The following is a 14,241-nucleotide window of genomic DNA, read 5'->3' as shown; positions in this document are numbered from 1 at the left end:
TCTAATCAAATATTTTGTGTACAAAGGAGGATTGGGACATGTCTGGTGTATTGTCTCCAAACTCGAATGATCCGCGTGTAATTCGCACGCGTCAATTAATTCTGGATGCGTTTTTAAACCAATTGAATCTTAAAAATTTCAACAGCATTACGATTCAAAACATTACAGAACAAGCCACAATTAACAGGGCTACATTTTACGCCCATTTTCAGGATAAATATGCACTGCTTGAAGCCTTGTTATCGGATGCTTTTATGGAATATGTAACCAAAAGGGTGGACCCGGATGCCCGGTTATCAGCCGAAACCATAGAGCAGCTTATATTTTCATTATGTGATTATCACGTCTCAAGTAATGGATGCATCAAAAAATATGAGACAGTTGCACCAATTATTGAAGAAAACATCAAGACACAGCTGGAGCAATTCCTTCTTGAATTAATGAGTAAAGTAGCGGGGGATGTAGATCACAAAACGCTGAAAATTACTGCAACGATGCTAAGCTGGTCGATCTATGGAATGACGTATCGATGGAATATTGAAGGCGGGCAGGAATCTCCGGTTGAATTAGCCAACAGAGTGGTCCCCTATATGATGGGCGGATTGGAATTGTTGAATTGACTTCATTTAACGAAATTACATTTACTATTCGAATGGACATAGGAGGAATAACAAGATGTTTGAACATTTGGTTGTTTTTAAATTTAACGATAAAACCACATTAGCCAAACAGCAGGAATTGGTGGATCAATTACTCGCGTTACAGGAACAAATCCCGGGGATTGTCGGGCTGACCGCAGGGATCAATGTCACGGAAGAAACGGACCGTATTCAAGGTTACACAATTGGCTTGCGAGTGACGTTTGAAGATCAGGAGGCATTGCGCGCTTATGGCCCGCATCCTGCTCATCAGGCATTTGTGGCTTCCCTAGATGGCTGGGTGGAAGATGTAATTGTCGTTGATTATGCGATATAAAGTGGAAATTATAGAGGTTTAACCAATATAGGAGTTGAAGATTTCTATGTGTTTAATTTTATTTGCTTACAACATGCATCGAACGTATCCGCTTATACTGGGATCAAATAGGGATGAATTCTATAACAGACCTACGGCTCAAGCACACTATTGGGAAGACCATCCTCATATATTGGCTGGCCGGGATTTGTCGAAAATGGGAACCTGGATGGGCGTAACCAAAGGTGGGCGTCTGGCTGCTGTTACGAATTATCGTGATCCGAATGAAGAGGTACATGCCAAGGGCTCAAGAGGAGATCTGGTTGCTGATTTTTTGAAGGGAACGTCCACACCTGAGCAATATATGCACCGTGCGGAGCAAAGTCGCAATGATTTTCCTGGCTACAATTTGTTAGTGGGTGATCCTGACGACCTCTATTATTATTCTAATGTGGGCAATGTTGTGATGAAGTTGAAACCGGGAATATACGGGATTAGTAATCACTTGATCAATACAGATTGGCCCAAGGTAAAACGTGGAAAAGAAGGGCTGGAGAAAATCATCCAAGGGGAGGACGAAGCTACCCTGACAGAACAAATATTAGTTTTGCTGCAAATGGCTGACCCTTCAGTGGATGAGCTTCTCCCCCATACAGGTGTTCCAATGGAATGGGAGCGTTTGCTTTCTCCCATCTTCGTTAAAAGTGAAAAATTCGACTATGGGACCAGAGCTTCATCCGTTGTTCTGATGAATAGAGAAGAAGTGTTTTTTACGGAGATGGTTCACCAGAACGGAGAAGTAATGGAGCAACGATTTAACATCAATCTTCTCAACTGACAAGCTGAGAAGATGAAACAAGTGATGTTCAGAAATATGTATTAAACATTGAAGTACTGAAGTTAAATCTCACGTTCATGTTTCTTTTCTTCGGAGAGTCAAAGAGGGCTATCCAACCTTATGTGTCAACTAATATAACCTGAAATAATCGGTATGAGAGTACCTTTTGTATAACACGCCCAATTTTAGTTGGGCTCTTTATCTCTGATCACAATTCTATGTTATGAATCATGGAACTTCCCTGAATAATTTATATAATGTGAATCAACATAACATGATTTTGCAGTGGTTCTGTTGATTCTAATTTCAGGGGGGCAACGTGGGATGAAAGAAACCAAAAAGATGAGAGTTTTTTCACTGGGGATTCAGCACGTACTCGCGATGTATGCGGGAGCGATTCTGGTGCCTTTGCTTGTGGGCAGAGCACTAAATCTGACTGCAGAGCAGTTGGCGTATCTGGTATCCATTGACCTGTTAACGTGTGGAATTGCCACATGGCTTCAGGCACGAAAAGGGAAGTACTTGGGGATTGGTTTGCCAGCGGTGCTCGGAAGTTCTTTTGTAGCGGTGACACCGATGATTGCGATTGGATCGCAATACGGAATTCCTACCATATATGGGTCGATCATCGCAGCGGGGTTATTTATCGTCATCTTTGCCGTATTTTTTAGCAAAATCGTCAAATTGTTTCCGCCAGTCGTGATCGGTACAGTGGTAACCATTATCGGTCTTGCGCTAATCCCAACCGGCATTAAAAACATGGCGGGTGGAGCAAACAGTGAGAATTTCGGAAGTTTGGATAATTTGGCGCTTTCATTTGGTGTATTACTTTTTATTCTAATCCTGAATCGATATGCTCGCGGGTTTGTTAAATCCCTGGCTGTTCTCCTTGGAATTATCGTGGGAACCCTCATCGCAGCCATCATGGGAAAAGTGAATTTTGCCTCTGTACAGGAAGCCTCCTGGTTCCATTTACCTCAACCCTTTTACTTTGGATGGCCTACCTTCGAAATCGGCCCAATCATTACAATGATTATTGTAGGTACGGTGGTTATCATCGAATCAACAGGTGTATTTATGGCTTTGAGCAAAATCTGTGATCAACCGATCAACGAAAACGATCTGGCACGGGGATATCGTGCAGAAGGTCTCGCGTTTGTCCTTGGCGGCATATTCAATGCTTTTCCATACAATACATTTGCACAGAATGTTGGTTTGGTTCAGCTCTCCAAAGTGAAAACGACCAATGTTGTTGTTGCAGCTGGAGGTATTCTGGTCTTTCTGGGGCTCATTCCGAAGGTAGCTGCTTTTGCAACCATTATTCCAAGTGCTGTCCTCGGAGGAGCGACTGTTGTCCTGTTCGGAATGGTTGTTTCGTCCGGGGTCAAAATGCTGCAAAACGTCGACTTTGGCAAACAATCCAATCTGTTGATCGTGGCTTGCTCCGTTTCACTTGGGCTCGGTGTTACTGCTGTACCCGACCTGTTTGCCCAGCTTCCTCAAAGTATTCGGATTATTGTTAGCGATGGTATTATTACGGGAAGCCTGTCAGCAATCCTGCTTAATGTCTTCTTTAACCTCGGTTTCAAAAAAGAAAGCTTGCCTGTACATCCCGTACAGGTTCAGGAAGCACATACGTAATTCTTGTAATAACATACATGTCATCGGGTAAACGGAACAGATCCAAGAAGGTTTCTCTGGGAAGTGGAATGAAAGGAAATGACTCCACTTGGCCAAAAAACTTCTTGGATTTTTTTGCGCGAAACCAACAATGTGGTGGTTCCCTTATCAAAGTGACTATTCATGAGGAATGCAAAAGGAATGCAAATATGCTAAAGTTTCATCAAGAACATTTTAGATGTTCGTTTAAGTCAACATCCTCTTGAATTGAATTTCCATGCGACTACATAAATGAGCATTGGTTCACAAGGCTACAATATAACCAAGGGATATCTCTGGTACAGAAAAGGAGTTGTGATCACATGCAACAAGAAACGTTGAACAAAGGGTGGAACTTGGAGAATAGTTATGCGCAGTTACCGCAACCCTTTTTTACAAGTCAGGGCGCGGTGCCTGTTGAATCACCAAAGCTGATCATTTTCAATAGACTGCTTGCATCCGGCTTGGGACTGGATGTGGAGTCTCTTGACAGTGATGAAGGGGCGCAAATTTTTGCAGGTAATTCGATTCCGGAAGGAGCCGAGCCTTTGGCTCAGGCCTATGCAGGACATCAATTTGGCAATTTTAACATGCTTGGAGATGGTCGTGCTTTGCTGCTGGGTGAACAGATAACGCCACAGGGCGAGCGAGTGGATATCCAGCTGAAAGGTTCAGGCAGAACACCGTACTCTCGTGGAGGAGATGGACGTGCTGCTGTAGGGCCCATGTTGCGAGAGTATATTATTAGTGAAGCGATGTATGCACTGGGGATCCCAACGACACGCAGTCTGGCTGTGGTATCAACAGGTGAAAACATTATCCGCGAAACAGAGCGGCCAGGGGCTATCTTGACCCGTGTTGCTTCTAGTCACATCCGGGTGGCAACCTTTCAGTACGCAGCAAGATGGGGGTCTATTGAAGATCTTCGGGCGTTGGCTGATTACACGTTGCATCGACATTTCCCCGAGGTTGCTCAAGCCGAAAATCGTTATCTTTTGCTCCTTCAGGAAGTGATTAAACGGCAGGCGGCTCTCATTGCCCAATGGCAGCGTATTGGTTTCATTCATGGTGTGATGAACACGGATAACATGGCCATTAGTGGTGAGACCATTGATTACGGTCCATGTGCCTTTATGGATGCTTACAATCCTGGGACCGTATTTAGCTCCATTGACAGACAAGGTCGCTATGCATATGGCAATCAACCTTATATTGCCGGGTGGAATTTGGCTCGATTTGCCGAGACACTTCTGCCGTTGTTGCATGAAGATGAAGAGCAGGCAGTGCAACTTGCGCAGGATGTTATCGCACAATTTTCTGAATTGTACCATCAGCACTGGCTTAAGGGGATGCGTGCCAAACTAGGCTTGTTGGATGAAGAAGCCGAAGATGAAGCGCTGATCAAGGATCTCCTCGAACTCATGGAGAAGCATAGTGCGGATTACACCAATACGTTCCTGGCGTTGACCTTTGACACATTGGAAGGGATAACAATGTATGCATCGACAGAATTTTCGGAATGGCATAAACGTTGGCAAGCAAGATTGGAAACACAGCATGAGGGGAAGGAAGCCTATCGGCAGTTGATGAGAACAAGCAATCCAGCCGTCATTCCCCGCAATCATCGGGTCGAGGAAGCCCTTGAGCGAGCGGAGAACCACGGAGATCTTAGCGTGATGCAGAAGCTTTTGGCGGTTCTTTCAGACCCGTTCGCACACTCACCTGAGCAGGCTGAATATGCCGAACTACCTGCACAATGCAATACTTCGTATCAGACTTTTTGTGGGACCTGATTGAACAGTATGGAATGAGGAGGCTGCCTTGGGCAGTCTTTTCATTTTTTCATTCTGTCATCGATGTTAAAATCCATCATGGGAATTGAATTCGGAGATTATCATGCAATAATTAGAGAAATAGAGATTTACTTTTATAGAGGCAGGTGCATTCATGTCCAACATGTTAAGCAAACAACAATTGGCAGACATCCTTATACAGCTTTTAAAGCTTACAACTTTCCCTAGAGAACAGATGCAGAACTATGTTAACCGCTTGTTTGAGACCTTTAAATGGGATGGTGTACCCTATGTAGAGTGTGGAAAAGATACGTATATTGTTCGAATATACGAACGTGGTCTCGTCTCGTTAGAGAAACGAGTAAAACAGCCAGAGGAAGTCATCTATTGGCTGCTGGAAGATATTATTTTCACCGCGACGCATGTAGGATTGTTGGAACGACATGGCGTGGATAATAAAGAGACGCATTTGAACTATACAAATGATGTGATGAAGGACCTGAACAGGGGTGTTCTGGAAGCCTTCCAACAGATCGGTAATCCGTATTTACATTGGCATCAGACGGGTAAACGTCAGGAGTTAGAGAGCATGGCATAAAGAAAAGTGAGGTGTGTAACGTGAGTGAGCAAGATATTAATGATGAATGGTATGACTATGCTGTGTTATTTGTCGAAAAAAAGAATGAATCTGAACAGGGCTGGGCATCGTTAACTTCGAACGAGCAGGACGTTGCTGCTTTATGGCTGTTAGAGGCGGATGTCTTTAATGGTGGTTTTATACAGTTTTTCTGTAACTGGGGGGAAGAGGCATACCGTTACGCGTTGCGGGCATTACATATCATTGGTGCGACTCAAGTCGTGGAGATTATAACGTCAGCATACGGATGCATTGAGCATCTGACAGAGGATGAGAGGCTTACTGATCTGTGGGATATTCCTAAATTCTTGACAGAGGAACAAGAGCAGCAGTTAGATGCGCTGGATCAGCAGTTTTGGAATAATGAGGATCAGATCGCGGAGAAAGCCTATGGTTATTATCACGGAAAATTGAACATGATGATTATATAATCTGGTTTCAACTAAGCATCCGTTGTTCTGTTTAAGGATTGCATACTTGGTCTTGCAATGACTGAAACGTTCGGCTATACTTGCTATAAATTGAATACATGAATCACGTTGATAGAGCGCAGTAGCGGCTTTGTCCCTGTTACAGAAAGTCAGGGGTTGATGGAACCTGATACATACAAGGGCTGCGAATTACACTCTGGAGTACTTGGGTAATGCCAAGCGGATGGGCAAACGATATATTGCCAAAAGTGGTATGGATAGCGTGTTAAGGTTATGTGTTATCCATGCAATTTGGGTGGTACCACGGTTATGATAATCGTCCCTGTGTCTAATGAAGACAAGGAGGCGATTTTTTTGTGTCCAAAAAAGCCGTTCCAGTGTGTTTTTTCGTAAATTAACGTTGATCATGACTGAATCTTGAGGATAGAAAAGGGGTTATACAAATGAATATTATTGATGAACTACAGTGGCGTGACGCCATTAACCAGCAAACGGATGCAGAGGGATTACGTGAGTTGACTGAAACGAAGTCCGTTTCTTTGTACTGCGGTGTTGACCCTACGGGGGATAGCATGCATATCGGACATTTAATTCCCTTCATGATGCTGAAACGTTTTCAACTGGCAGGACACCGTCCGGTTATTTTGATTGGTGGAGCTACAGGCACGATTGGTGATCCAAGTGGTCGTCAGGCAGAGCGTTCTTTGCAAACGATGGAGCAAGTGCAGGAGAACGTGGATGCACTGACCGCGCAGATGAAGAAGTTGTTTGTAACAGACGGGGATAATCAGGTACGCATGGTGAACAACTACGATTGGACACACAAAATCAATGTCATTGAATTCTTGCGTGACTACGGCAAAAACTTTAACCTCAACACAATGCTTGCTAAGGATGTAGTTGCGAGCAGACTGGAAGGCGGAATCTCGTTTACTGAGTTCTCCTACCAGATTCTTCAATCACTCGACTACCTGCACCTGTTCCAGAACGAAGATGTACAGCTTCAAATTGGCGGTTCCGATCAATGGGGGAATATCACGAGTGGTCTTGATCTGATTCGTAAAAAAGAAGGATCTGAAGCGAAGGCGTACGGTCTGACCATTCCACTTATGCTTAAATCCGATGGAACCAAATTCGGTAAAACAGCTGGCGGCGCAATCTGGCTTGATCCGAACAAAACGACACCATTTGAATTCTACCAGTTCTGGGCGAACACAGATGACCGTGATGTGATCAAATACTTGAAATACTTTACCTTCCTGAGCAAAGAAGAAATTGAAGCTTTGGCTGAAAAGGTAGAGACAGAGCCGCACAGACGTGAAGCACAGAAAGCACTTGCGGAAGAAATGACAAAATTCGTACACGGCGAAGAAATGCTCGAACAGGCTAAGCGTATTACAGCGGCGCTGTTCAGTGGTGATATCCGTTCTCTGACGGCAGACGAAATCGAGCAGGGCTTCAAGGAAATGCCAACATTCGAAACGGACGGCGAAGCGAAAAATATCGTCGACTGGCTTGTAGATCTGGGGCTGGAGCCATCCAAGCGCCAGGCGCGGGAGGATGTCACCAAAGGTGCAATTTCCATGAATGGTGAGAAAATCACGGAGCTTGAATTCACGGTGTCTGCAGAGCATGCCATTGGCGGTAAATTCATCATTATCCGCAAAGGTAAGAAGAACTACAGCCTGGTTAAACTTCAATCGTAGTTTCCAAGAAGTAGAATGTAACACAGACACTTATAGAGACTGCAATAGAGATACAAATAAAGCTACAAATAAAGAAACAAAAAGACCGCCTTCCATCTCTGTCAGGCGACAGAGGGGAGGCGGTCTTTCGTATATCAGGCCAGTGACTGACCTATCTTATTGATTAACAATCGCTGTGATCTCTTCATCCAGATCAAGTCGTACGTTCTCACGGTACGCCCGGATGTTGTATTCACTGTGCAGGTAACGAAGAATTGCTTCAATCATATTGGACTCCACCAGATATTGACTACGGCCTTGGATCCAAACTTCAGCGGAATAACCTGTATCTTCTTCCCAGCTCAGTTCTACATTCACATCGGTTGGACGTACACCCTTACGTTCTGCCATATGAATACAGATTGCATTCACAATTTCATCCATGCTCAGAACCATAGAGATTAGTACCGTCCGTTTCTGTTACGGTCGTCATCACGATCATTGCGACGGTCATAACGACCATCCGCTGCAGGTTTGCGACGATTGGAGATGGCTCTGAAGAGTGCCATAGCCAGCATAACAATCAACATAATTGCTGCAACGTTCACGAGCAATCCAAGGATGTTACCCAGAGCGCCCATGCCACCGAACAATCCGCCGAACATCATACCAGCAAGACCACCAAGCATCATGCCTTTCATGAATCCTCCGCCACCGCCGAAGAATCCACCACGAGTTGCAGCTGCACCAGTACCGGAATTATTACCGGAATTGGATTTATTCACGTTACTGTTGGAGTCGGATTTCTTAGGTGTATTGCTATAACTTTTTGTACCGGATTTGAATCCGCCACCACGTCTTGCATCCGCAGAATCCGGATTCGTTACTCCCACTGTTGCGAACAATAATGTAAAGGCCATAAATACCATCATTAGATGTTTAAATCCAAATTTTTTCTTCATTGTAAAGATCGTAACCCCCCGATTAATTTGTTTGAATCGCCCAAAAATGGGCCTTACTCATGTAATACGGTCAACTTGCAGGAACGTTTCAAATTTTATTAAACTTCCGAAACGCTTGGACTTGGGTCTTGAATTGCAGCTTGGCCATCAAGCAATTGGGTAACCCAATGACACCATTCCAGGCCTGTTTGTGCGTGCATTAACCCTTTTTGTACCAGGATGTAGCTTCCAAAATCTCGGTTGCCTACACGAAGATTATCCTGAGGTATACGTGACTTCAGATCCTCGAAATAACGTATGCGTTCCATGAACCAGCTTTTACGCTCATTCAGAATGCGTCTCATGCTTCCGTCTTCCGCTATGCCAACACACAAAATACGCAAATTAAATTCATCGCGTGTAACCGGTGCGGTAACAGGAGTAATCATCCATTCCAAGAGCTTTTCAATGCCTTTTTCCGTAACTGCGTACATTTTCTTGTCCGGTTTGTCAGACTGTTGTACCCAGCGGGAGGCCAATAACTCATCGTTTTCCATCTTGGACAGGAGGGGATAGATCTGGCTGTGTTTCGCCTGCCAATGAGGCTGGATTTTCAGCATCAGATCATAGCCCGATGACTCCTCGCGGGTAAGCAGCCCGAGTAATCCGTAGGAAAGTATGTTCATGCACATGTCTCCTTAATATTAGGGCTAGGTCAGAGAGAACAATCGTTTTTACTTTCTTTGACCGCTTTCATAAAAAGTGTACACTGAAACTGTATGGTTTGACAACCTGACAGAACAACTGCCTTAATTTAGACAAAAAAAGTGCGAACCATAAGGTCCGCACTCCAAACCATTTAGAGAGATGCCTGTTGTCCATACCCCTCAGCGACAAGATCAAGCTCACCTGTGGCAGAATCGATAACCATGCCGTGGACGGGTACATTGGGAGGAAGTAAAGGATGCTTCTTGATCACTTCCACAGTATGCTTTACCCCTTCTTCGACGCTGTCAAACCCGCGCAACCATTTTTGCAAACGAATGCCCGAATTCTCCAGAGTAGTCATGACTTCTTCCGATACACCACGCTCTACCATATGTCCAATCATGGTTTCTGCGTGAAGGGAAGCCATACCACATTCCGTATGCCCCACTACCAGGACTTCATCTGCACCCAGTTCATAGATGGCGACAAGTACACTACGCATTACACTCCCGAAAGGCTGAGAGATAATTGCGCCTGCGTTTTTGATGATTTTCACATCACCGTTTTTCAGGTTCATAGCCTTGGGCAGCAATTCCACCAGACGTGTATCCATACAAGTGATGATAACCATCTTTTTGGTTGGAAACTTGCCAGCCGTATACTTTTCGTATTCTTTGGTCTCGACAAATGATTTGTTGTAAGCCAAAATCTCTTGAATGTTGTTCATGTCCATTGCCTCCTGTTATCCAATACGACGAGCACGGCCACTTGCATATGATGCAGCTTGTCCTACGCGCCTTTGCTTTAATAGTATTTCACGGTCAGCAGATGGCATTACTCGAACCCTTTAGAGGTTGTTCAAAAAGTCCACTTTTGATTACAAATCATGCCTAAGGGCATCATCAGCATCGAAGTTAAATTCAATTACTATCTTCTCGGTAATGAAAACCAGACTTTTGGAACACGTATCTTTAGGAGAACAATGCAATTTTCATCTGTTAAAAGTTGATTATACGCAATGCAAAAAGTATCATCAATAGGGTATAACATTTTTTTTGAAGAGGTGAACGATAACAATGGATAAACAAACACAGGAACATTTGGAATCCTTCCGTAATCTGGCTCGTAAAATTAAGAGCTATCATGAAGCCATTGGTTTGCTTCACTGGGATCTGCGCACAGGTGCGCCGAAAAAAGGCGTTCCGACACGTTCGGAGACGCTGGGTATGTTGTCCACCGAAGCATTCAAGCTGCAAACCTCGGCTGACATGAAGACTTACCTGGATGCATTAACGACTCCAGCGGTATTGGAACAGCTCGAAGATATAGATCGTCGTCAGGTTGAAGATTGCAAGAAAGAATATGATCGCAGTCAGTCTGTACCACCTGAGAAAGTGCAAGCATATACCGTGCTCACGGCCAAGTCAGAAACGGCATGGGAAGATGCCAAGCATAACAGTGATTTTGCCGGGTTCTCCCCATATCTGACAGATATCGTTAAGCTCAAACAGGAGTTTATTGATTATTGGGGTGTGAAGGATACACGTTATGATACGTTGCTTGATATGTATGAACCAGATCTGACGGTTGAGAAAGTGGACGCTGTGTTCGCTCGCCTCAAAGCACGTTTGGTACCTTTGCAAGAGAAGATCAATGCTTCAGAAAACAAGCCAAATACAGAGTTCCTGAATCAGTTGTTTGACACCGAACAGCAGGAAAAATTCAGTCTGTTCATCTTGGAACAAATGGGCTATGACTTTGAAGCTGGACGATTGGACGAGAGTGTTCATCCTTTTGCAACGGGTCTTAACCCGGGTGATGTGCGGATCACAACACATTATCTGCAAGATGATGTAGCAAGCGCAGTCTTCAGTTCACTGCATGAGGGCGGACATGCCCTGTACGAGCAAAATATTGATGACAGTCTGGCGGGTACCCTTCTTGCCGAAGGAACGTCCATGGGGATTCATGAGTCACAGTCCCGTCTTTGGGAAAACATGATTGGTCGCAGCCTGCCATTCTGGACACGTTATTATAAAGATTTGCAGCAGCATTTCCCGCAACTGAGCGAGGTTGAACTGGAAGATTTCTATCGTGCAATCAATCGGGTGGAGAGTTCACTCATTCGGATTGAAGCGGATGAACTGACCTATAACCTGCATATTATTATCCGGTATGAGATCGAGAAAATGTTATTCAACGATGGTCTGGAAGTGAAAGACCTCCCGGAGACCTGGAATGCAAAATACAAGGAATACCTCGGTATTATGCCAACGAATGATGGAGACGGCGTTCTTCAGGATGTTCACTGGTCTGGTGGTGACTTTGGTTACTTTGCTTCGTATTCTCTGGGTAATATGTATGCAGCTCAAATTCTACATACATTGCGCAAGGAAATGCCGGAGTTTGATACTCTTATTGCCGAAGGTAATCTGATTCCAATTAAGGAATGGCTTACAGACAAGATCTATCGGTATGGCAAAAGTCGCACACCTTCCGAATTGATTGTTGCCGTAACGGGTGAAGAGTTGAACCCGGATTATCTGGCCGATTATCTGGAAGCCAAATACGCCGAGATTTACAAGCTGTAGGTAACCCATATATAACATATTGAATAACATTTCGAAGAGCTGAAGAGTCGGGCATCATTGCCCGGCTCTTTTTTGCATTTAAGTTCTTAACCTTTTGTTGGGCATCGGCATATCCATAATAGAGAGAAACTGCTGAAACCAGTGAAGGAGGGAAACAACATGAAATACACGCCATGGTTCGTCCGGGGCATCGTTATTCTGCTGATTATCATTGTGGCGCTCACCAGCTGTAATAAGGAAGAGAATGAAGCCAAGATTACGATTGGCGAAGTGACTCGTTCGGTATTTTACGCACCGGAATATGTGGCTGTGGCTCAAGGTTTTTTTGAAGAGCAGGGACTTGAGGTGGATATTCAGACGACTGCTGGCGGTGACAAAACGATGGCGGCATTACTCGCAGGTTCAGTGGATATCGCACTGGTAGGAGCGGAGACGTCCATATATGTCTATCAGCAGGGAGCGGAAGATCCGGTCATTAACTTTGCCCAGCTCACCCAGACGGATGGTACATTTCTGTTCGCTCGTAACACAGAAGGTAGCTTCGATTGGGAGCAACTGAGGGATTCGACATTTCTCGGTCAGCGCAAAGGCGGTATGCCGCAAATGGCAGGGGAGTTCGCACTGAACAAACATGGCATTGATCCGCAAAGTGATCTAGAGCTGATTCAAAATGTGGACTTTGCCAACATTGCGTCTGCTTTCGCCTCAGGTACGGGAGATTATGTTCAACTGTTTGAGCCCCAGGCATCCATCTTTGAACAAGAAGATCGGGGCAAGGTTGTTGCATCGTTTGGAACAGAAAGTGGTCGTCTGCCTTATACCGTCTTCATGACGAAACAGAGTTATCTGAATGACAATAAGGATATCGTACAGAAATTTACGAATGGTCTGCACAAAGCGCAGGCATGGGTAGATTCCCACAGTGCTGAAGAGATTGCGGAGGTCATTTCTCCTTTTTTCAAAGACATCGATTCAGCCATTTTGATCAGTAGTGTAAACCGTTATAAGGAACAGGGCAGCTATGCAACGGACCCGATCATTGATGAGGAAGAGTGGAACAATCTGCTGGATGTCATGAGTGCTGCGGGAGAGTTGAAAGAACGCGTGGATTTGAATGCCATTGTGGATAATGCCTATGCGGAAGAAGCCACGAAATCAAAGTAATGGGTATTCAGGAAAGGAAGTGAGCAGAATGCCTGAATCCGAAAGTGTGATCCGACTGGAGGGGATCTCTCAAGTATACGTCAGTGAGCGGGAAGCTTCCTTGGTGATTGAGGACTTGAGTCTGGAGATCCAAAAAGGAGAGTTCGTCAGTCTGGTTGGACCGAGTGGATGCGGTAAAACGACATTGTTGTCGATCATCGCCGGGCTGCTCACACCCACCCGAGGAGAGGTTAAGGTTAAAGGGAAACTCGTTGGCGGTCCCTCATCACAGATTGGTTATATGCTTCAACAGGACTATCTGTTTCCATGGCGGACCATTCTCGATAACGCATTGATCGGTCTTGAACTGACAGGCAGATTGGATGAACGGAGTCGTGAACGTGTACGGGAACTGCTGATAAGTATGGGCTTGGCCGGAACAGAGAATCAGTACCCTTCAGAGCTTTCAGGAGGCATGAGACAGCGAGTGGCTCTGGTGCGCACGCTGGCAACCGATCCGGGAATTTTATTGTTGGATGAACCATTCTCGGCACTTGATTATCAAACCAAGCTGCAATTGGAGGATCTGGTCTCGGACACGTTAAAACAGTTTGGCAAAACTTCTGTTCTCGTCACCCATGATTTGTCTGAAGCCATTGCGGTCAGTGACCGCGTCATTGTACTGGATCGCAATCCGGGCCGCATCCGTCGTGAATTTATCATTCCCGATGGAATTCGTAAATCTCAGCCGTTTCATGCCAGGGAGCAAGAAGGATTCAATGCGTTGTTTCAGGCATTGTGGAGTGAACTGGATCAGTCCGGGGGAGGTGAAGAAGACGCGTGAATCCAATGAATCCGAAG

General features: G+C 44.9%; 15 protein-coding genes and 1 other annotated feature. Of the genes, 11 read left to right on the top strand and 4 right to left on the bottom strand.

Annotation, left to right across the window (positions count from 1 at the left end; all coding sequences use genetic code 11):
• The first annotated feature begins 38 nt into the window (after positions 1 to 38).
• The 8 genes from ACETMN_RS19285 to tyrS all read left to right on the top strand — a co-directional run bounded on the left by ACETMN_RS19285 (position 39) and on the right by tyrS (position 8,018).
• Positions 39 to 620, top strand: a complete 582-nt coding sequence (locus ACETMN_RS19285) for a TetR/AcrR family transcriptional regulator (protein WP_091011927.1) — start codon at positions 39 to 41, stop codon at positions 618 to 620.
• Between the two features lie 55 nt (positions 621 to 675).
• Positions 676 to 975: a Dabb family protein gene (locus tag ACETMN_RS19280; RefSeq protein ID WP_091011928.1), complete on the top strand. Its 300-nt coding sequence runs from the start codon at positions 676 to 678 to the stop codon at positions 973 to 975.
• A 46-nt stretch (positions 976 to 1,021) separates the two neighbouring features.
• Positions 1,022 to 1,792, top strand: coding sequence for an NRDE family protein (locus ACETMN_RS19275; RefSeq protein ID WP_091011930.1), 771 nt, complete (start codon positions 1,022 to 1,024; stop codon positions 1,790 to 1,792).
• A gap of 324 nt (positions 1,793 to 2,116) precedes the next feature.
• Positions 2,117 to 3,433, top strand: coding sequence for a nucleobase:cation symporter-2 family protein (locus tag ACETMN_RS19270; RefSeq protein ID WP_091011932.1), 1,317 nt, complete (start codon positions 2,117 to 2,119; stop codon positions 3,431 to 3,433).
• 341 nt (positions 3,434 to 3,774) lie between these two features.
• The gene (locus ACETMN_RS19265; protein WP_091011933.1) at positions 3,775 to 5,244 is read left to right on the top strand and encodes a protein adenylyltransferase SelO; all 1,470 of its coding nucleotides are present in this window, start codon (positions 3,775 to 3,777) and stop codon (positions 5,242 to 5,244) included.
• 154 nt (positions 5,245 to 5,398) lie between these two features.
• Positions 5,399 to 5,842, top strand: a complete 444-nt coding sequence (locus ACETMN_RS19260; protein WP_091011935.1) for an Imm63 family immunity protein — start codon at positions 5,399 to 5,401, stop codon at positions 5,840 to 5,842.
• A gap of 20 nt (positions 5,843 to 5,862) precedes the next feature.
• A complete protein-coding gene (locus tag ACETMN_RS19255) occupies positions 5,863 to 6,312 on the top strand; it encodes a DUF4375 domain-containing protein (protein WP_091011936.1) in 450 nt (149 codons plus the stop codon).
• A gap of 99 nt (positions 6,313 to 6,411) precedes the next feature.
• Positions 6,412 to 6,639, top strand: a binding site (T-box leader).
• Positions 6,640 to 6,755: 116 nt separating this feature from the next.
• Entirely contained in the window at positions 6,756 to 8,018 is a 1,263-nt protein-coding gene (gene tyrS / locus ACETMN_RS19250; RefSeq protein ID WP_091011938.1) for a tyrosine--tRNA ligase, read from the top strand.
• A gap of 156 nt (positions 8,019 to 8,174) precedes the next feature.
• On the opposite strand, the gene ACETMN_RS19245 is transcribed toward tyrS, so the two are convergent.
• The 4 genes from ACETMN_RS19245 to ACETMN_RS19230 all read right to left on the bottom strand — a co-directional run bounded on the left by ACETMN_RS19245 (position 8,175) and on the right by ACETMN_RS19230 (position 10,373).
• On the bottom strand, positions 8,175 to 8,453 hold the full coding sequence (locus ACETMN_RS19245; RefSeq protein ID WP_017687903.1) for a YxcD family protein: 279 nt from the start codon (positions 8,451 to 8,453) through the stop codon (positions 8,175 to 8,177).
• Positions 8,454 to 8,458: 5 nt separating this feature from the next.
• Complete coding sequence (locus ACETMN_RS19240) at positions 8,459 to 8,959, bottom strand: hypothetical protein (RefSeq protein WP_091011940.1); 501 nt, start codon at positions 8,957 to 8,959, stop codon at positions 8,459 to 8,461.
• Between the two features lie 98 nt (positions 8,960 to 9,057).
• Entirely contained in the window at positions 9,058 to 9,624 is a 567-nt protein-coding gene (locus tag ACETMN_RS19235; RefSeq protein ID WP_091011941.1) for a PadR family transcriptional regulator, read from the bottom strand.
• Positions 9,625 to 9,797: 173 nt separating this feature from the next.
• Positions 9,798 to 10,373: a beta-class carbonic anhydrase gene (locus ACETMN_RS19230; protein WP_091011943.1), complete on the bottom strand. Its 576-nt coding sequence runs from the start codon at positions 10,371 to 10,373 to the stop codon at positions 9,798 to 9,800.
• Between the two features lie 349 nt (positions 10,374 to 10,722).
• On the opposite strand from ACETMN_RS19230, the gene ACETMN_RS19225 reads away from it, so the two are divergent.
• The 3 genes from ACETMN_RS19225 (at position 10,723) to ACETMN_RS19215 (ending at position 14,224) form a co-directional block, all read left to right on the top strand.
• On the top strand, positions 10,723 to 12,237 hold the full coding sequence (locus ACETMN_RS19225; protein ID WP_091011944.1) for a carboxypeptidase M32: 1,515 nt from the start codon (positions 10,723 to 10,725) through the stop codon (positions 12,235 to 12,237).
• A gap of 159 nt (positions 12,238 to 12,396) precedes the next feature.
• Entirely contained in the window at positions 12,397 to 13,401 is a 1,005-nt protein-coding gene (locus ACETMN_RS19220; RefSeq protein ID WP_091011946.1) for an ABC transporter substrate-binding protein, read from the top strand.
• 28 nt (positions 13,402 to 13,429) lie between these two features.
• Positions 13,430 to 14,224, top strand: a complete 795-nt coding sequence (locus ACETMN_RS19215) for an ABC transporter ATP-binding protein (RefSeq protein ID WP_091011947.1) — start codon at positions 13,430 to 13,432, stop codon at positions 14,222 to 14,224.
• Positions 14,225 to 14,241 lie beyond the last annotated feature (17 nt).

The sequence above is a fragment of the Paenibacillus sp. M2 genome (genome assembly GCF_046713495.1).
In the GTDB taxonomy this organism is placed as follows: Bacteria; Bacillota; Bacilli; order Paenibacillales; family Paenibacillaceae; genus Paenibacillus; species Paenibacillus amylolyticus_B.
The sequence above is the reverse complement of the archived record's forward strand: the minus strand, read 5'-3'. Positions and strand labels throughout refer to the sequence as shown.